The organism is Halomonas sp. LMYGS-3, assembly GCF_059509875.1.
In genome coordinates this window covers 361,143-378,065 of record NZ_JCAKFQ010000001.1, presented here as the reverse complement: position 1 = coordinate 378,065, position 16,923 = coordinate 361,143, and the positions used below count along the sequence as shown (strand labels likewise).

General features: G+C 68.4%; 19 protein-coding genes. 16 read left to right on the top strand and 3 right to left on the bottom strand.

All coding sequences use genetic code 11. From position 1 onward, the window contains the following. Positions 1-6 precede the first annotated feature (6 nt). Together AC5W54_RS01820 and AC5W54_RS01815 are read left to right on the top strand one after the other, a co-directional pair. Positions 7-906 carry a tyrosine recombinase XerC gene (locus tag AC5W54_RS01820; protein WP_495960360.1) on the top strand — a complete coding sequence of 300 codons (900 nt, stop codon included), beginning with the start codon at positions 7-9 and terminating at the stop codon, positions 904-906. Further along, positions 903-1,646 carry an HAD family hydrolase gene (locus AC5W54_RS01815; protein ID WP_495960359.1) on the top strand — a complete coding sequence of 248 codons (744 nt, stop codon included), beginning with the start codon at positions 903-905 and terminating at the stop codon, positions 1,644-1,646. Before AC5W54_RS01820 ends, AC5W54_RS01815 begins: the two co-directional genes overlap by 4 nt. Before the next feature lie 163 nt (positions 1,647-1,809). On the opposite strand, the gene yihA is transcribed toward AC5W54_RS01815, so the two are convergent. Beyond that, complete coding sequence (yihA, locus tag AC5W54_RS01810; protein WP_495960358.1) at positions 1,810-2,445, bottom strand: ribosome biogenesis GTP-binding protein YihA/YsxC; 636 nt, start codon at positions 2,443-2,445, stop codon at positions 1,810-1,812. A gap of 238 nt (positions 2,446-2,683) precedes the next feature. Here yihA and AC5W54_RS01805 point away from each other — a divergent pair, with 238 nt between their 5' ends. The 5 genes from AC5W54_RS01805 (at position 2,684) to AC5W54_RS01785 (ending at position 6,977) form a co-directional block, all read left to right on the top strand. Continuing rightward, complete coding sequence (locus AC5W54_RS01805; protein ID WP_495960357.1) at positions 2,684-3,304, top strand: c-type cytochrome; 621 nt, start codon at positions 2,684-2,686, stop codon at positions 3,302-3,304. 168 nt (positions 3,305-3,472) lie between these two features. Further along, positions 3,473-4,105 carry a thiol:disulfide interchange protein DsbA/DsbL gene (locus tag AC5W54_RS01800; RefSeq protein ID WP_495960356.1) on the top strand — a complete coding sequence of 211 codons (633 nt, stop codon included), beginning with the start codon at positions 3,473-3,475 and terminating at the stop codon, positions 4,103-4,105. A 1-nt stretch (position 4,106) separates the two neighbouring features. Continuing rightward, positions 4,107-4,940, top strand: coding sequence for an endonuclease/exonuclease/phosphatase family protein (locus tag AC5W54_RS01795; RefSeq protein ID WP_495960355.1), 834 nt, complete (start codon positions 4,107-4,109; stop codon positions 4,938-4,940). Positions 4,941-5,013: 73 nt separating this feature from the next. Next, positions 5,014-5,562 carry a TRAP transporter small permease subunit gene (locus tag AC5W54_RS01790; protein ID WP_495960354.1) on the top strand — a complete coding sequence of 183 codons (549 nt, stop codon included), beginning with the start codon at positions 5,014-5,016 and terminating at the stop codon, positions 5,560-5,562. Then, positions 5,562-6,977, top strand: coding sequence for a TRAP transporter large permease (locus AC5W54_RS01785; RefSeq protein ID WP_495960353.1), 1,416 nt, complete (start codon positions 5,562-5,564; stop codon positions 6,975-6,977). Before AC5W54_RS01790 ends, AC5W54_RS01785 begins: the two co-directional genes overlap by 1 nt. A gap of 43 nt (positions 6,978-7,020) precedes the next feature. Here AC5W54_RS01785 and AC5W54_RS01780 read toward each other — a convergent pair whose 3' ends face one another. After that, the gene (locus tag AC5W54_RS01780; RefSeq protein WP_495960352.1) at positions 7,021-7,452 is read right to left on the bottom strand and encodes a YqaA family protein; all 432 of its coding nucleotides are present in this window, start codon (positions 7,450-7,452) and stop codon (positions 7,021-7,023) included. A 45-nt stretch (positions 7,453-7,497) separates the two neighbouring features. On the opposite strand from AC5W54_RS01780, the gene thiD reads away from it, so the two are divergent. From thiD to dtd, 3 genes are all read left to right on the top strand, one after another. Then, complete coding sequence (gene thiD, locus AC5W54_RS01775; RefSeq protein WP_495960351.1) at positions 7,498-8,310, top strand: bifunctional hydroxymethylpyrimidine kinase/phosphomethylpyrimidine kinase; 813 nt, start codon at positions 7,498-7,500, stop codon at positions 8,308-8,310. Between the two features lie 106 nt (positions 8,311-8,416). Then, positions 8,417-9,262 (top strand): universal stress protein, encoded by an 846-nt coding sequence (locus tag AC5W54_RS01770; RefSeq protein ID WP_495960350.1) that lies wholly within the window; start codon positions 8,417-8,419, stop codon positions 9,260-9,262. 55 nt (positions 9,263-9,317) lie between these two features. After that, the gene (dtd, locus tag AC5W54_RS01765; RefSeq protein ID WP_495960349.1) at positions 9,318-9,755 is read left to right on the top strand and encodes a D-aminoacyl-tRNA deacylase; all 438 of its coding nucleotides are present in this window, start codon (positions 9,318-9,320) and stop codon (positions 9,753-9,755) included. A gap of 165 nt (positions 9,756-9,920) precedes the next feature. Here dtd and AC5W54_RS01760 read toward each other — a convergent pair whose 3' ends face one another. Beyond that, on the bottom strand, positions 9,921-11,873 hold the full coding sequence (locus tag AC5W54_RS01760; protein WP_495960348.1) for an ABC-F family ATP-binding cassette domain-containing protein: 1,953 nt from the start codon (positions 11,871-11,873) through the stop codon (positions 9,921-9,923). A 57-nt stretch (positions 11,874-11,930) separates the two neighbouring features. Here AC5W54_RS01760 and AC5W54_RS01755 point away from each other — a divergent pair, with 57 nt between their 5' ends. The 6 genes from AC5W54_RS01755 (at position 11,931) to bamJ (ending at position 16,920) form a co-directional block, all read left to right on the top strand. Continuing rightward, entirely contained in the window at positions 11,931-12,464 is a 534-nt protein-coding gene (locus tag AC5W54_RS01755) for a TIGR02444 family protein (RefSeq protein WP_495960347.1), read from the top strand. Between the two features lie 90 nt (positions 12,465-12,554). Beyond that, positions 12,555-13,571: a TRAP transporter substrate-binding protein gene (locus AC5W54_RS01750; protein WP_495960346.1), complete on the top strand. Its 1,017-nt coding sequence runs from the start codon at positions 12,555-12,557 to the stop codon at positions 13,569-13,571. A gap of 183 nt (positions 13,572-13,754) precedes the next feature. Continuing rightward, entirely contained in the window at positions 13,755-14,333 is a 579-nt protein-coding gene (locus AC5W54_RS01745) for a TRAP transporter small permease (protein ID WP_495960345.1), read from the top strand. A 24-nt stretch (positions 14,334-14,357) separates the two neighbouring features. Further along, entirely contained in the window at positions 14,358-15,641 is a 1,284-nt protein-coding gene (locus AC5W54_RS01740) for a TRAP transporter large permease (protein ID WP_495960344.1), read from the top strand. Positions 15,642-15,673: 32 nt separating this feature from the next. After that, positions 15,674-16,117, top strand: coding sequence for a universal stress protein (locus tag AC5W54_RS01735; protein WP_495960343.1), 444 nt, complete (start codon positions 15,674-15,676; stop codon positions 16,115-16,117). Between the two features lie 116 nt (positions 16,118-16,233). Beyond that, the gene (gene bamJ / locus AC5W54_RS01730) at positions 16,234-16,920 is read left to right on the top strand and encodes a BamJ family beta-barrel-assembly machinery protein (RefSeq protein ID WP_495960342.1); all 687 of its coding nucleotides are present in this window, start codon (positions 16,234-16,236) and stop codon (positions 16,918-16,920) included. The last annotated feature ends 3 nt before the right edge of the window (positions 16,921-16,923 follow it).

Below are 16,923 nucleotides of genomic sequence, written 5' to 3'. Positions count from 1 at the left end.
CCGCTGATGCGGGAGGTCGACGCCTTCCTGACGGGATTGGCCCGCACCGCCAGCCCGGCCACGGTGAATGCCTACCGTCGCGACCTGGAGGCCCTGGCGGGCTTTCTCGAGCAGGGAGGGTGCGACGACTGGGCCCGCCTCGACGTGACCCTGCTGCGGCGCTTCCTCGGCGGCGAGCGGAGCCGCGGCCTGGCACCGCGCAGCCTGGCCCGGCGCCGAGCGGCGATCTCGCGCCTCGCCGAGCACCTGCTGCGGGCCGGCATCCTCGCACACAACCCGGTGACCCTGACCCGGGCCCCGCGCCAGCCCCGCCACCTGCCGAAGCCGCTGGACGTCGACCAGCTGGCGCGCTTCCTCGACACCCCCCACGACGGCTCGCCGCTGGCGGTGCGCGACCAGGCAATGCTGGAGCTGTTCTACTCCAGTGGCCTGCGCCTGGCCGAACTCGCCGCCCTCGACCTCGGCGACCTGCAGCCCCGGCGCGTGCGGGTGATCGGCAAGGGTCGCAAGCCGCGCCAGGTACCGGTGGGCAGCCGCGCGCGCCAGGCCCTGGACGCCTGGCTCGAGGTTCGCGGCCAGTTGGCCACCACCGGCGACCCGGCGCTGTTCGTCGGCGCCCGCGGCGCACGCCTCGGTCATCGCGCCATCCAGAAGCGCCTGAGCGACCTGGCTCGAGCCCGGGGGCTCGCCGAGCACCTCCATCCACACCGGCTGCGCCACTCCTTCGCCAGCCACCTGCTGGAGTCGAGCCAGGACCTGCGCGCGGTCCAGGAACTGCTCGGCCATGCCAACCTGGCCACCACCCAGGTCTATACCCGGCTCGACTGGCAGCACCTCGCCGCCAGCTACGACGCTGCCCACCCGCGGGCGCGGCGCCGGCCCGACGAGGGGAGCGACTCACCATGACCCCGGTGAACCTGCTGGCCATCACCTTCGACCTCGACGACACCCTGTGGGACAACCATGCGGTGATGGAGCGCACCGAGGCGGGGCACTATGCCTGGCTCGACGCCGCCCTGGCCGAGTGGCTGGCCGGACGCGGCGAATGCCCAGCACAGCGCTTCGCCGAACGCTTTCCGCTGGCCGCCTACCAGGCCCGCCGCCTCGACCTCGCCCGCCGCTACCCGCTGCGACGCGGCGACTTCAGCTGGCTGCGCGAACGCGCCCTGGCGGCGCTGCTGGAAGCCTATGGCCTGCCACGCAGCGCCGCCCTCCTGTGGGCCGCCCGGGGCATGCAGCGCTTCATGGCGCTGCGGCACGAGGTCTCACCCCACCCGGAGGTGGAGCCGATGCTCGAGGCCCTGGGAAAACGCTATCGGTTGGCCAGCATCACCAACGGCAATGTCGACATCCGCCGCCTGGCGCTGCACCGTCATTTCCCGGTGGCCATCGCCGCCGGCGAGATGTTCGCCCCCAAGCCCGACCCGCGCCCCTTCCTGGCGGCACTGTCCCGGCTGGGCACGGCCCCGTCGCAGGCACTGCACGTGGGCGATTCGTGGAAGGAGGACGTGCTGCCGGCCCGGCGCCTGGGCATGCAGGCGGTCTGGATCGCCGGCGCCGACGTCGGCCTGCCGACGGGCATCCACCGCCTAGCGCACATCAGGGAACTGCCGGAGCTGATCGCCTGGCTGGAAAATCAGCAATAGCCCTCGGCGAGGGGCGCCGAAGTTCCCTTTGGGGTCAGACCCCGGCGGAGAGAGACACCGCCGGAATGGTGCACCAAGATGGGCCTGGCGGCTTGGCTGGGGTCTGACCCCAAAGGGGCCACTCGCGCAGGCCTGCCGCCAGGATAGCCCCGTCCCTCCCCCGCTATTCAGCGTCCAGCAGCCAGGCGTCGAGGCGCGCGTGCACCTCGTCGATGCCCTGCCCCTTGAGCGACGAGAAGAGCTGGATGCTGACCAGGTCCTCCCACTCCCGCAGCCGGCTGCGCACCTGCTGCAGGGCGTTCTTGGCGGCGCCGTGCTTCAGCTTGTCGGCCTTGGTCAGCAGGATGTGCACCGGCATCGCCTTGTCGTCGGCCCAGCCCAGCAGCGTCTGGTCGAACTCCGAGAGCGGGTGGCGCACGTCCATCACCAGCACCAGGCCGCGCAGCGAGGCGCGACGCTGCAGGTAGTCGGAGAGGTGGCGCTGCCACTCCAGCTTGACCGACTCGGGCACCTTGGCGAAGCCGTAGCCGGGCAGGTCGACCAGGCGCCGCGCGGTGTCGTCGCCCAGGGTGAAGAAGTTGATCAACTGGGTACGGCCCGGCGTCTTGGAGGTACGCGCCAGGGCCTTCTGCCGGGTCAGGGCATTGATCGCGCTGGACTTGCCGGCGTTGGAGCGTCCGGCGAAGGCCACCTCGGCGCCGCTGTCGGGCGGACAGGTCGCGAGCGTCGGGGCGCTGGTGAGGAAGCGGGCAGCCTGGTAGTTGAGACGAACAGGGAGCGAATGGTCGAGTCGCGACATGGCGGGCAGGTCCTGACGATGGTCGAGGGTGGCAGGGCCGCGGCTTGCATTCCCGCGGCCGGGGTGTTTCGTTATAATGCAGTGTCTTTTTATCTGCGACCCGGGGCACGCTAGTGTACCACCGCGCCCTCGACGTCCGCGAACCGCCTGGCCGCCGCCCGGCCCTGGCAGGCTCCGCGATCCGGGCGGCACCCAGGGTACGTACCGGTCAACAACGTAACGGCATAGTGGAACAGCGATGAGAAAGTTACTGGCAAGCCTGGCAATCACCATGGGCACCGTGGGTGTCGCCCACGCGGACCTGGAAGCCGACGCAGACGCTGCGGCCGGCCGCGAGAAAGCCCAACCCTGCGCCGCCTGCCACGGCCAGGAAGGCATCAGTCCCTCCCCCGCCTTCCCGAACCTGGCCGGCCAGCAGGCGTCCTACCTGGCCAAGCAGATCATGGATATCCGCGACGGCAACCGGGTGGTACCGCAGATGGCCGGGCAGGTCGATGACTTCTCCGACCAGGATGCCTGGGACGTGGCCCGGTTCTACGCCGAGCAGGAGCCGGCCCTCGGCCAGGCCGACCCCGACGAGGAACTGGTCGCCCGCGGCCGTGAACTCTATCGCGCCGGCGACATGTCCAAGGGTATACCGGCCTGTGCCGCCTGCCACACCCCGACCGGCGAGGGCATCGGCAGCGCCGGCTACCCGGCCCTTTCGGGTCAGCACACCGACTACACCGTCGCCACCCTGCAGGCCTTCGCCGCCGGCGAGCGTACCAACGACCCGAGCGACATCATGCGCGACATCGCCGCCAAGATGAGCGATGCCGACATGCAGGCCGTGGCCAACTACGTGCTCGGCCTGCACTGAGGCCGCCGCCTCCCCGCGTGACAGTAGGCAAGGGCGGCCCCGCGGCCGCCCTTGTCGTCTTCGGCGAGGCCCCTCATCGGCCGGGAACCCCGGTAGCGATTCGGGCTCAAAGGCAGCGATGCGCGGGCCCGTCGGCGGCACCGGCTCACTCAAGGAGAGATACCCCCGATGTTCAAGACCCTGATGATTGCCCTGGCGGGCCTCGGCCTGTCGACCCTGGCCTCGGCCGCCCCCCTGGTGGAAGGCCAGCACTATGAAGTGCTCCCCGACCCCGTCGAGACGCGCGTCGACGACGGCCAGATCGAGGTCACCGAAGCCTTCTGGTACGGCTGCCCCCACTGCTACCGCCTGCAAGGGCCCGTCAGCGCCTGGTACGACGAGCTCGGCGAGGATGTCAGCGTGGTGCACCTGCCGGGTACCATGGGCGGTGACTGGAACAAGCATGCGGTGGCCTTCTACGCCGCCGAGGAACTGGGCATCCGCGAGGCGCTGCACGCCGACTTCTTCGACGCCATCCACCAGGACGGCCGCCGCCTCACCGAAGTCGACGACATCGCCGCCTTCTTCAGCGACTATGGCGTCAGCGAGGAGGAGGCCCGCGAGGCCCTGACCTCCTTCGGCGTCAAGAGCCGGGTCAACCAGGCCCATGCCCGCATGCGCGCCATGCGCCTGATGGGCGTGCCCGCCCTGATCGTCGATGGCCGCTACCTGGTGACACCGAGCAGCGCCGGCAGCCTCGACAACATGCCGCAGATCGCCGATGCCCTGGTCGAGAAGGTGCGAGAGGAGCGTGCGGACTGACATGTCACAGCTGGCCGACGCCAGGATGCCGTTGCTCGACGGCGGCCACCTGAAACTGCTCACCTTCAACCTGCAGGTGGGCATCCAGACCTCCGCCTACCATCACTACCTGACCCGCAGTTGGCAGCACCTGCTGCCGCACCCCAAGCGCATGCGGCGTCTGGACATGATGAGCGAGGTGATCGGTCGCTTCGACATCGTCGGCCTCCAGGAGGTCGACGGCGGCAGCTTCCGCTCGAGCCACATCAATCAGGTGGAGTACCTGGCGACCCGAGCCGGCTTTCCGCACCACTTCCAGCAGCTCAACCGCAACCTGGGCCGCATCGCCCAGCACAGCAACGGGCTGCTGTCGCGCCTGGCCCCGGCCCGCATCGAGGAGCACCGCCTGCCGGGCACCCTGCCCGGCCGCGGCGCCATTCATGCCCGCTACGGCGAGGGACCCGACGCCCTGCACCTGTTCGTCGCCCATCTGGCGCTGAGCCATCGTGGTCGGGTGCGCCAGCTCGACTACCTGAGCGAGATCATCCAGCCGCTGCGCCATGTGGTGGTGATGGGCGACCTGAACTGCACCCCGGAGCAGTTGCACACCCACGATCGCTTCCGCGCCTCGCTGCCACTGCACCCGGTGCGCCCACTGCTCAGTTACCCCTCCTGGCAGCCACGCCGGGCACTCGATCACATCCTGCTCTCCGACTCGCTGGAAGCCGGCGAGGTGAGGGTGCTCGACCACCTCTTCTCCGACCACCTGCCGATCGCCGTGGACGTGAGCCTGCCACCGGCCTGCCTCCAGGCCATCACCCGGCAGCTGAAACGCGTCCCCCTGACCCCGCGTTGAGCACCCGGGGATGACGGTCGGCCCCGAATCGGCGATGATGCGCCTCCGGTTTTCCTTCATCACGAGACGCCCCATGAATCCCGCGACACGCGAACCGGCCCTGCTCGCCCGACTCGACGCCTTCACCGACCTGATCGGGCGCAGTATCGCCTGGCTGGTCATCGGCATGATGGCGGTACAGTTCGCCATCGTGGTCATGCGCTATGCCTTCGGCATCCACAGCATCGTGATGCAGGAGTCGGTGATGTACATGCACGCCATGGTGTTCATGCTCGGCGCGGCCTGGACCCTGCGCCACGAGGGCCATGTGCGCGTGGACATCTTCTACCGCCGACTCTCCGCCCGCGGCCGCGCCTGGATCGACCTCGGCGGCACCCTCTTCCTGCTGATCCCGGTGCTGCTGTTCATCGCGCTCGCCAGCCTCGGCTACGTGAGGAGCAGCTGGGCGATTCTCGAGCGCTCCCCGGACGGCGGCATCCCCGCCGTCTACCTGCTCAAGAGCCTGATCCTGGTGATGGTCGCGCTGCTCCTGATCCAGGCCATCGCCCAGGTGATCCGTCAGGTACTGATCCTGCGGGGCCGCCTGCCGGGCCACACCCCCGGCCACGAGGAGGCCCTCTAGTGCTCGCCACCCTCCTCGAGTTCATGCCGCTGGTGTTGTTCGCCGCCGTCTGCAGCGTGCTGATGCTGGGCTATCCCGTGGCCCTGTCGCTGGCCGGTACCGCGCTGATCTTCGCCGGCATCGGCTACGCGCTGCTGCAACTGGGCGTGCCGGTGCCCTTCGAGACCCGCTACATGAGCGCCATGCCCAACCGGCTCTACGGCATCATGACCAACCAGACCCTGCTGGCCGTACCGCTGTTCGTGCTGATGGGCGTACTGCTGGAGAAGTCGCGGGTCGCCGAGACCCTGCTCGATGCCATGGCGCTGGCCTTCGGCGCCCTGCGCGGCGGGCTCGGTATCGCCGTGGTGCTGGTCGGCATGCTGCTGGCAGCCTCCACCGGCATCGTCGGTGCCACCGTGGTGACCATGGGCCTGCTGTCGCTGCCGACCATGCTCAAGCGTGGCTATTCGCCGGCGCTCGCCACCGGCAGCATCTGCGCCACCGGCACCCTGGGCCAGATCATCCCGCCCTCCATCGCCCTGGTGCTGCTCGGCGACGTGCTCTCCAACGCCTACCAGCAGGCGCAGCTGGCCATGGGCGTATGGAGCCCGAGGACCCTCTCCGTGGGCGACCTGTTCATCGGCGCCCTGATACCCGGCCTGCTGCTGGTGGCGGCCTACATCGTCTACATGGCGGTCATCGCCTGGGTGAAGCCCGAGCTAGCGCCGCCGGCCGACCGTCAGGCGCTGATGCAGGAGCTGGGGCACAGCGGCAGCCTCTGGCCGCTGCTGGTCAAGGGCCTGATTCCGCCGGTGCTGCTGATCGTCGCCGTGCTCGGCTCGATCCTCGGCGGCTTCGCCACCCCCACCGAGGCCTCGGCGGTGGGCGCCACCGGCGCCTTCCTGCTGGCCCTGGCCAACCGCCGCCTGAGCCGGCCGATGCTGCGCGAGGTGGTGCACTCCACCACCCAGGTCACCAGCATGGTATTCCTGATCCTGATCGGCGCCACCCTCTTCTCGCTGGTGTTCCGTGCCTTCGGCGGCGAGGAACTGGTCATCGAGCTGTTCGAGGCCCTGCCCGGCGGCGTGGTCGGCGCCACCCTGGTGGTGATGCTGGTGATCTTCCTGCTCGGCTTCATTCTCGATTTCATCGAGATCACCTTCGTGGTGGTACCGATCGTCGGCCCGGTGCTGCTGATGATGGGCGTCGACCCGATCTGGCTCGGCATCATGATCGCGGTGAACCTGCAGACCTCCTTCCTGACGCCGCCGTTCGGCTTCGCGCTCTTCTACCTGCGCGGGGTGACGCCGGAATCGGTGCCGACCTCGGCGATCTACAAGGGGGTGATCCCGTTCATCCTGCTGCAGCTCGGCATGCTGCTGGCGCTGGCCCTGTTCCCGGACATCGCCACCTGGCTGCCCTCCGTGCTCTGAGGACGAGTGCCCCTCTTGCCGGGGCACTTACTGCCCCCCTGCTCTACTGACAGAGGGGCGCCAGCCAGCTCTGCGCCAGGTAGAGGACGAGGGCATAGCGGGCTCCCTTGGCCAGGGTGATCAACAGGATGGCGCGCCACCAGGGTAGGCGAAAGACGCCGGCGAGCACGGTGAGCGGGTCGCCGATCACCGGCGCCCAGGAGAGCAGCAGGCTCCACTCGCCGAAGCGGAAGTACCAGCGTTCGGCCCGGGCCAGTCCCTCCCGCGAGGCGGGAAACCAGCGGCGGTCCTGGAAGCGACGGGCATAGCGCCCCAGCCAGACGTTGATCAGGCTGCCCAGGGTGTTGCCGGCAGTGGCCACCGCCCAGAGCATGGCCACCGGTTCGCCCAGGCACCACAGGCGGGCCAGCCACACCTCGGAGCCGCCGGGCAGCAGGGTGGCGCTGGCCAGGGCCACTACGAACAGGCTCAGCATGCTCCCCCCTGAGCAACCGACACTCCCTTGCGATACGATGACGCCATGACACTTCCCGAACCGATTCCCAACGTGCTGACCATTGCCGGCTCCGACCCCGGCGGCGGCGCCGGTATCCAGGCCGATCTCAAGACCTTCTCGGCACTGGGCGCCTATGGTACCAGCGTGATCACCGCCCTGACCGCCCAGAACACCCGTGGCGTCACCGGCGTGCATCCGGTGCCGGCAGACTTTATCGCCGCCCAACTCGAGACGCTACTGGCCGACATCGACATCGATGCCGTGAAGATCGGCATGGTGGCGAGCCGCGAGGTGGCCGAGACCCTGGGCGCCATCCTCGCGCGCCGGCGGCCGCGCTGGGTCGTGCTCGACCCGGTGATGGTGGCCAAGAGCGGCGATGCTCTGGTCGACGATGCCGGCATCCGCGCCGTGCGCGAGGTGCTGGTGCCGCTGGCCGACCTGATCACGCCCAACCTGCCCGAAGCCGCCGTCCTGCTGCAGCGCCCGATTCCCGACAGTCGCGAGGCCATGGCGGCCCTGGCCCCCGAGTTGCGCGCACTCGGCGCCGGGGCGGTGCTGCTCAAGGGCGGCCACCTGGCGGGCGATGCCTGCCCGGACCTGCTGATCACGCCCGACGCCAGCCACTGGCTGGAAGGGACGCGCATCGCCACCGACAACCTCCACGGTACCGGCTGCACGCTCTCCTCGGCGATCACCGCCCGGCTGGCGCGCGGCGACACCCTGCCCGACGCCGTGGCCGCCGCCAAGGCCTGGCTCGCTGTCGCGCTTGCCGAGAGCCACCGCCTCGACGTGGGCCGGGGTCATGGCCCGGTGCACCACTTCCATGCCTGGTGGTGATGAGCCGCTCGCCAATTCGGCTTGCACCCCGGCCGAGCCCCACCCATCCTGAAGGTCCGACCCGTCGGGGATGCCCCGGCGGTCTCATGCACCGGAGGGATGCGTCATGACCCAGACCCTGCTGTTCGCCTGCGATCTTTCCGCCGAGAACCGTGCCGCCTATGCCCGCGCCGTGCGCCTGGCGGTGGAGCATGGTGCCCGCCTCGACGTGATACATGTGCTCGACCCCTATCTGCCGCACCGGGTGCTGCACGATCTGGAGGAGGCGGTGGTCGCCGACATGAAGGCCATCCTCACCGACATCCGCGAAGACTACGCCCTGCCCGAGCCGAAGACGTTGATCCAGACGGTGGCCGGGTCGGCCTATGCCGAGATCATCCGCGAGGCCCACGAGCGCGAAGTGGACATGATCGTCCTCGGCGCCCACCGCAAGCGCGGCCAGCCGGACCTCGTCGCCGGCACCACCCTGGCCCGGGTGCTGCGCAGCGCCCCCTGCCCGGTGCTCTCGGTGAGCCACCTGGCCACCCAGGAGTGGCAGGACATCCTGGTCCCGGTGGACTTCTCGCTGACCTCTCGCCATACCCTGCGCGAGACCCTCAAGCGCTTCCCCGACGCCCGCCTCACCCTGCTGCATGCCTGGGACATCCCCGGCGAGCGGGAGCTCGGCTCCGACAGCGACTATGCCCGCTGGCGCGACCGCGAGGTGGCCCGACTGCGCACCCAACTCGAGCGCGAGACCGAGCAGCTGATGAGCGAGCTCGACGACGTGCCGGAACTCGAGCTGGTGCTGGAACAGGGCGACCCGCTGGAGGTACTGATGACCCGCCTGCGCCGCCAGCCGCCGGACCTGCTGGCGCTGGGCAGCCGCGGCCAGCTGGGCCGCCAGAGCCAGATCACCGAGCAGCTGCTGGCCGAACCCCACTGCGACATCATGCTCTGTCGCGCCTGGTAGCCACCGTCGTGCTACCCTTCCCGGCCTGATTCCCAGGCAGAAGGCAGCTCGTCGGATGAAAGCCCTGATTCAGCGCGTACGGCGCGCCAGCGTGGAAGTGGAAGGCCGCGAGGTCGGCGCCATCGGCCAGGGTCTGCTGGCCCTGGTGGGCGTCGAGAAGGGGGACGACGAGTCCGCCGCCGACCGGCTGCTGCACAAGCTGCTGCATTACCGGGTGTTCGGCGACGAGGCGGACAAGATGAACCTCAACCTGCAGCAGGTCGACGGCGGGCTGCTGCTGGTTTCGCAGTTCACCCTGGCCGCCGATACCCGCAAGGGGCTCCGGCCCAGCTTCTCCAGCGCCGCTCCACCCGCCGAGGGCGAGCGCCTCTTCCACTACCTGCTCGACCGCGCCCGCGCCTCCTGGCCGAAGGTCGCCAGCGGCGAGTTCGCCGCCAACATGCAGGTCTCGCTGGTCAACGACGGGCCGGTGACCTTTCTGCTGGAGAGCTAAGGGCACAAGACGCGCTGAAAGTTCCGCGGCTGATCCCGGCGACAGGCCGGCGAGGAGGCGCTGTGAACCCATCCCTGGGCGCTACATTTGCCATCCATGGCAAATGACCTCCTCGCCGGCCTGTCCCCGGCGCCGCTCACCTCGGCTAGTCATGCTCGGGATGTATCAAGCCCCACTGGCCTGCAGCTCCGCCTCCATCGCCTCCAGTGCCTCCTCGGCGGCTAGCCAGTCGGCCTCCAGGTCGTCCAGCCGCGACTTGAGCTCGCCCTGGCGCGCCAGGATGGCGGTCAGTTCCTCCTTGCGCGCCGGGTCGGTGTAGAGCTCGGCCTCGCCCAGCGCCTCTTCCACGGCGGCGAGCTCGGCCTGGACCTTCTCCATGGCCTGCTCGGCCCGGTCGCGCTGACGCTTGAGCGGACGCAGCTTCTCGCGCAGCTCGGCGGCGGCGCGCCGCGCCGCCTTGCGATCCTCCTTCGGTGCCGCGCTCTCCGCCTGCCGCTCGGCCTTGTCGTTGCGGGCCTCGCGCCGCTCGCCCTCGAGCCGCGCCTTGAGCCAGGCGCGATAGTCCTCGAGGTCGCCGTCGAAGGGCTCGACCCGGTGATCGGCCACTCGCCAGAACTCGTCCACCGTGGCACGCAACAGGTGGCGGTCGTGGGAGACCAGGATCACCGTGCCCTCGAAGCTCGCCAGGGCCTCGGTGAGCGCCTCGCGCATCTCCAGGTCGAGGTGGTTGGTCGGTTCGTCGAGCAGTAACAGGTTGGGCTTCTGCCAGGCCACCAGGGAGAGCGCCAGGCGTGCCTTCTCGCCGCCGGAGAAGCTGCCGACCCGGGCGAAGGCGTCGTCGCCCTGGAAGCCGAAGCCGCCGAGGAAGTTGCGGATCTCCTGGTCGCTGGCGGTGGGAGAGAGACGCTGCACGTGCATGAAGGGCGTGGCATCGAGATCGAGCCCCTCGAGCTGGTGCTGGGCGAAGTAGCCGATGGCCAGGTGCTCGCCGGGCACCCGCTTGCCGGCGAGTAGCGGGAGCTCGCCGGTGAGCGACTTGATCAGGGTCGACTTGCCGGCCCCGTTGGGGCCCAGCAGGCCGACCCTCTGGCCCGGCAGCAGAGTGAGCTTCACACCGTCGAGCTGGGCCGTCTCCTGCCCCACCTCGTCGCGGTAGCCGAGCCGCGCCTCGTCGAGCACCAGCAGCGGGTGGGAGGTCTTGTCGGCGGCGGGCAGGGTGAAATGGAAGGGGGAATCGGCATGGGCCATGGCGATGTCGCCCATGCGCTCGAGCATCTTCAGGCGGCTCTGGGCCTGGCGCGCCTTGGTCGCCTTGTAGCGGAAACGCGCCACGAACTGCTCGATCTCCGCTTTGCGGGCCTGCTGCTTGGCCGCCTCGGCCTGCTGCAGCGCCAGCTTCTCGGCCCGGGTGCGCTCGAAGGTGGTGTAGTTGCCGCGGTAGAGCGCGAGCCGCTGGCGGTCGAAGTGCACGATGTGGTCACAGACCGCATCGAGAAAGTCACGGTCGTGGGAGATCAGCAGCAGGGTGCCCGGATAACGCGTGAGCCACTGTTCGAGCCACAGCAGGGCATCGAGGTCCAGATGGTTGGTGGGCTCGTCGAGCAGCAGCAGGTCGGAGGGCATGAACAGCGTGCGGGCCAGGTTGGCGCGCATGCGCCAGCCACCGGAGAAGTCGGACAGCGGCCGCCCGAGATCGGCCTGGGCGAAGCCCAGCCCCACCAGCAGTTGGGCGGCCCGGGCCGGGGCGCTGTAGCCGTCCAGGGCCTCGATGGTGCCGTGCAGCTCGGCCTCGCGGTGGGCATCGCCCCGCTCGCGGGCTGCCGCGAGGGCGGCCTCGGTACGCCGCAGCTCGTGATCACCGTCGAGCACGTAATCGACGATGGGACGGTCCAGCGCCTCCACCTCCTGGGCCATGTGGGCGATGCGCTGGCCGCCGCTCATCTCCACCTGGCCAGCGTCCGGTGCCAGGCGGCCCAGCAGCAGGCCGAACAGGCTCGACTTGCCGGCGCCGTTGGGCCCGACGATTCCCGCCTTGTGCCCCGCGTGCAGGGTCAGGTCGGCCCCCTCGAACAGTCGCTGGGTGCCGCGTTGCAGGGAAACTTGGCGCAGTGCGATCATGCTGGCTCCACTCGGCGGTGCGTGAGACTGCCGCCGCGACACGACGACAGCCGATAGATGATCCCCGATTCTACCGAATTGCCGCCCGCTCTGCGGGCCCGACTCGCCGCCGCCCCGCTCTGGGACTTCGCCCTGGCGCTCTACGCCCGGACAGGGGTCGAGGCCGCCTGCCTGCACCTGCAGGACGACGCCGGGCTGGACGTCTGCGAACTGCTGTGGCGCTGCTGGCTGTTTCACCACGGACTCCAGCTGACCGACGAGCCCGCCGGCCTGGCCGAGATCCGGCGCTGGCAGCGGGAGGTCACCGCGCCGCTGCGCCGTCTGCGTCGTTCGCTGAAGGCCGCGGCGACGACCCGCCCCGGCGTCGCCGAACTGCGCCATACCCTGAAGCAGGCCGAGCTCCAGGCCGAGCGGGAGACCCTCGCCCGCCTCGAGGCGCTCGCCGTCCGCTGCCCCCTGAAGCCCCTTCCGACACCTGGCCCGGGATTGCAGGAACATCTCGCAGACCGCCTGCAACTACAGAAAAAATCGCATCTTTCTGCATTGCAAAGGCTAGAAAGCTCGCTTGACCCCTCTCGGGGGCCACGCTAGCCTGAAATCAACCGTGCAGGCGTTTTACCTGCCGTAACCTGGCAATATCATCCGATCTTGACCAGTCCAACCTGCGAGGGGAACACCAGAATGAAGGCAACCAAGCTGTTGACCACGGCCAGTATTGGCGCGCTGCTGTTCGGCATGTCCGCCGCGGCCCATTCCGCCAACTGGCGCTATGCTCATGAGGAGTTCGAGGGCGACGTTCAGGACGTCTTTGCCGTCGCCTTCAAGGAATATATCGAGGAAAACTCCGATAATACCGTTCAGATCTATCGCTTCGGCGAACTCGGCGAGTCCGACGATATCATGGAGCAGACCCAGGCCGGCATCCTCCAGTTCGTCAACCAGTCTCCCGGCTTCACCGGCGCCCTGATCCCCGAGGCACAGATCTTCTTCATTCCCTACCTGCTGCCGACCGACGAGGAGACCGTCCTCGAGTTCTTCGACGAGAGCAAGGCCATCAACGAGATGTTCCCCGAGCTCTACGCCGAACAGGGTCTCGAACTGCTGAAAATGTATCCGGAAGGCGAGATGGTCGTCACCGTCGACGAGCCGATCCGCACCCCGGAAGAGCTGCGCGGCAAGAACATCCGCACCATGACCAACCCGCTGCTCGCCGCTACCTATCGGGCCTTCGGTGCCAGCCCGACGCCACTGCCCTGGGGCGAGGTCTATGGCGGTCTGCAGACCAACATCATCCAGGGTCAGGAGAACCCGATCTTCTGGATCGAGTCCGGCGGCCTCTACGAGGTCTCCCCCCACCTGGTGTTCACCGGCCACGGCTGGTTCACTACCGCCATGATGGCCAACCAGGACTTCTTCGACGGCCTCTCCGAGGAGGAGCAGCAACTGGTGCGTGATGCCGCCGATGCGGCCTACGACCACACCATCGAGCACATCCAGGGCCTGGCCGAGGAGTCCCTGGCCAAGATCCAGGAGGCCTCCGACGAGGTCACCGTGACGCGCCTGACCGAGGAGGAGATCCAGGCCTTCCGCGAGCGTGCCCCGCAGGTCGAGGAGGAGTTCATCGAGATGACCGGCGAACGTGGCCAGGAACTGCTCGACCAGTTCAAGGCCGACCTGGAAGCCGTGAGAGGCGAGTAAGCCTCAGGGCCGCTCCGCCGCAAGCACGCCAAGGGGGCAGCCGTCCGGCTGCCCCCTTGGCGTTGGGCCCCGGCCAATCAGCGTTGAAGCCCCGGCACGGGATACGTTCACCCGTTGCGTACCCTTGAGAACGAGCAAGGCGACAACTCATCTCTCGGGGACCCCCCTCAGGAGTCTGGTCACATGACTGAAGAAGAATCCGAAAAGCACTACCGGTCGACGCTGCCCGGCCCGCTGGGGCCGATCGATACCTGGATCAGCAAGATCGAGGCGGTGATCCTGGCCATGGGGATTATCCTCATGGCCATCAATACCATCGCCAACGTCATCGGTCGCTTCGTGTTCGGCGAGAGCCTGCACTTCTCCGAGGAAGTCAACCGCATCCTGATCGTGATGGTGACCTTCGCCGGCATCGGCTATGCGGCGCGCCATGGCCGACACATCCGCATGTCGGCCATCTACGATGCCCTTCCCACCGGCGGGCGCCGCGCCCTGATGATCTTCATCTGCCTGTTCACCTCCCTGGTGATGTTCGTGCTCTGCTACTACTCGATCGGCTACATCACCACCGTCTACGGGCGCGGCCGGGTGCTGCCGTCACTGAGCATCCCGGTGTGGATCATGTACGTCTGGGTCCCGGTCGGCTTCACCATCACCGGCATCCAGTACCTGCTGACCGCGATCAAGAACCTCACCTCCCGTGATGTCTACCTGTCGACCCATGTGGTAGACGGCTACAAGGACACGGAAACGGAAGTCTGACGCAGGGCACGCGAGGAATCCCCCATGACAACCATCATCGTCTCCATCATGATCGTGCTGCTCCTGCTGGGCTTCCCGATGATGATTCCCCTGGCCACGGCGGCCTTCGTCGGTTTCTACATGACCTTCGGCGGTACCGGCCAGATGGAAACCCTGATCCAGCAGCTGATGGGCGGCATCCGCCCCACCGCGCTGATCGCCGTGCCGTTGTTCATCCTGGCCGCCGACATCATGACCCGCGGCCAGTCGGCCAACCGCCTGATCAACATGGTCATGAGCTTCGTCGGCCACATCAAGGGCGGGCTGGCGGTGAGCACCGCGGCCTCCTGCACCCTGTTCGGCGCCGTCTCGGGCTCCACCCAGGCCACGGTAGTGGCGGTCGGCTCGCCGCTGCGGCCGCGCATGCTCAAGGCCGGCTACAAGGACCCCTTCACCCTGGCGCTGATCATCAACTCCAGCGACATCGCCTTCCTGATCCCGCCGAGCATCGGCATGATCATCTACGGGGTCATCTCGGGCACCTCCATCGGCGAGCTGTTCATCGCCGGCATCGGCCCGGGGCTGTTGATCCTGGCCATGTTCTCGGTCTACTGCGTGGTCTACGCCATCATCAAGAAGGTGCCCACCGAGCCCCGTTCCACCTGGAAGGAGCGCACCCTGGCGGTGCGTGACGCCCTCTGGCCGCTGGGCTTCCCGGTGCTGATCGTCGGCGGCATCTACGGCGGCGTCTTCAGTCCCACCGAGGCGGCGGCGGCCTGTGTGCTCTATGCGGTGCTGCTCGAGTTCGTGGTCTTCCGCTCGCTGAAGCTGCACCACATCTACACCATCGCCAAGTCGACCGGCCTGATCACCGCCGTGGTCTTCATCCTGGTGGCGGTGGGCAACGGCTTCTCCTGGATCATCTCCTTCGCCCAGATCCCGCAGACGCTCCTCGCCGCCTTCGGGATCCACGAGGCCGGGCCGATCGGCGTGCTGGTCGCCATCTCGGTGGCCTTCTTCGTCGCCTGCATGTTCGTCGACCCCATCGTGGTGATCCTGGTCTTGACGCCGATCTTCGCCCCGGCCATCGCCGCTTCGGGGCTCGACCCGGTGCTGGTGGGCGTGCTGATCACCCTGCAGGTGGCGATCGGCTCGGCGACGCCGCCCTTTGGCTGCGACATCTTCACCGCCATCGCCATCTTCAAGCGACCCTACTGGGAGGTGATCCGCGGCACGCCGCCGTTCGTCTTCATGCTGGTGCTGTCAGCGGCGCTCATCATCATCTTCCCGCAGATCGCGCTGTTCCTGCGCGACCTGGCCTTCCGCTGATCCGGGACCACTAACCCCAGGAGATGGTAACGATGTTCAATCGGATACTGATACCGGTGGATGGCTCGAAGGGGGCACTGAAGGCGCTGGAGAAGGCCGTGGGGCTGCAGTTGCTGACCGGTGCCGAGCTCTACATCCTGTGTGTGTTCAAGCACCACAGCCTGCTGGAAGCTTCGCTCTCCATGGTCCGGCCCGACAAGCTGGACATCCCCGACGACGCCCTCAAGGAGTACGCCACCGAGATCGCCGTGCACGCCAAGAGCACGGCGTTGGAGCTGGGGGCCGAGCCGACCAGGCTGCGCGCCTTCGTCAAGGGCGGTCGCCCCTCGCGCACCATCGTGCGCTTCGCGCGCAAGCGCGAGTGCGACCTGATCGTGATCGGCTCCCAGGGCACCAACGGCGAAAAGAGCCTGCTGCTGGGCAGCGTGTCCCAGCGAGTGGCAGGCTCGGCCCACTGTCCGACCCTGGTCGTCTGACCCCGCCTGCCGGGCCGGCCCCGCGCCTCCCTCTGGTGCGGAACCGGCCCGGCCCTGTTACAGTCCCATGGTTTCCATGCACTGGCGCCCCGGCGCCTGGACCACAAGGCTTGTTCATGAAAAGACTGCTGACCACTGCATCCCTGACCGCTCTGCTGAGTGCCGCCCCCTTCGCGCTGGCGGCACCGGAGACCGACGATGAGCGCCTCGGCTACAGCCTCGGCGTGACCCTGGGCCAGAGCATCCAGCAAGACGTCGCCGACCTGAATGTCGACGCCTTCACCCAGGCGATTCGTGACGTCTTCGAAGGCGGCGAGCTGGCCATGAGTGACGAGGAGATGGCCGAGGCCCTGATGCGTTTCCAGCAGGAGGCCATCGCCGCCCGCGAGGCCGAGGCGGAGCAGATGGCCGAAAGCAACCGCGCCGACGGCGAAGCCTTCCTCGCCGCCAATGCCGAGCAGGAGGGCGTCGAGGTCACCGACTCCGGCCTGCAGTACAAGGTGCTGGAAGCCGGCGACGGTGCCTCGCCGGGTCCCGAGTCCAGCGTCGAGGTCCACTACGAGGGCACCCTGATCGACGGCACCGTCTTCGACAGCTCCTACGAACGCGGCGAGCCGGTCAGTTTCCGCGTCGGTCAGGTCATCGAGGGCTGGCAGGAGGCACTGCAGCTGATGAGCGTCGGCGACACCTGGGAGATCGTCATTCCTTCCGACCTTGCCTACGGTGCCCGGGGTCAAGGCCCCATCGGCCCCCACGAGACGCTGATCTTCAAGGTCGAGTTGCTCGGCGTGGACGCCGACTGACCA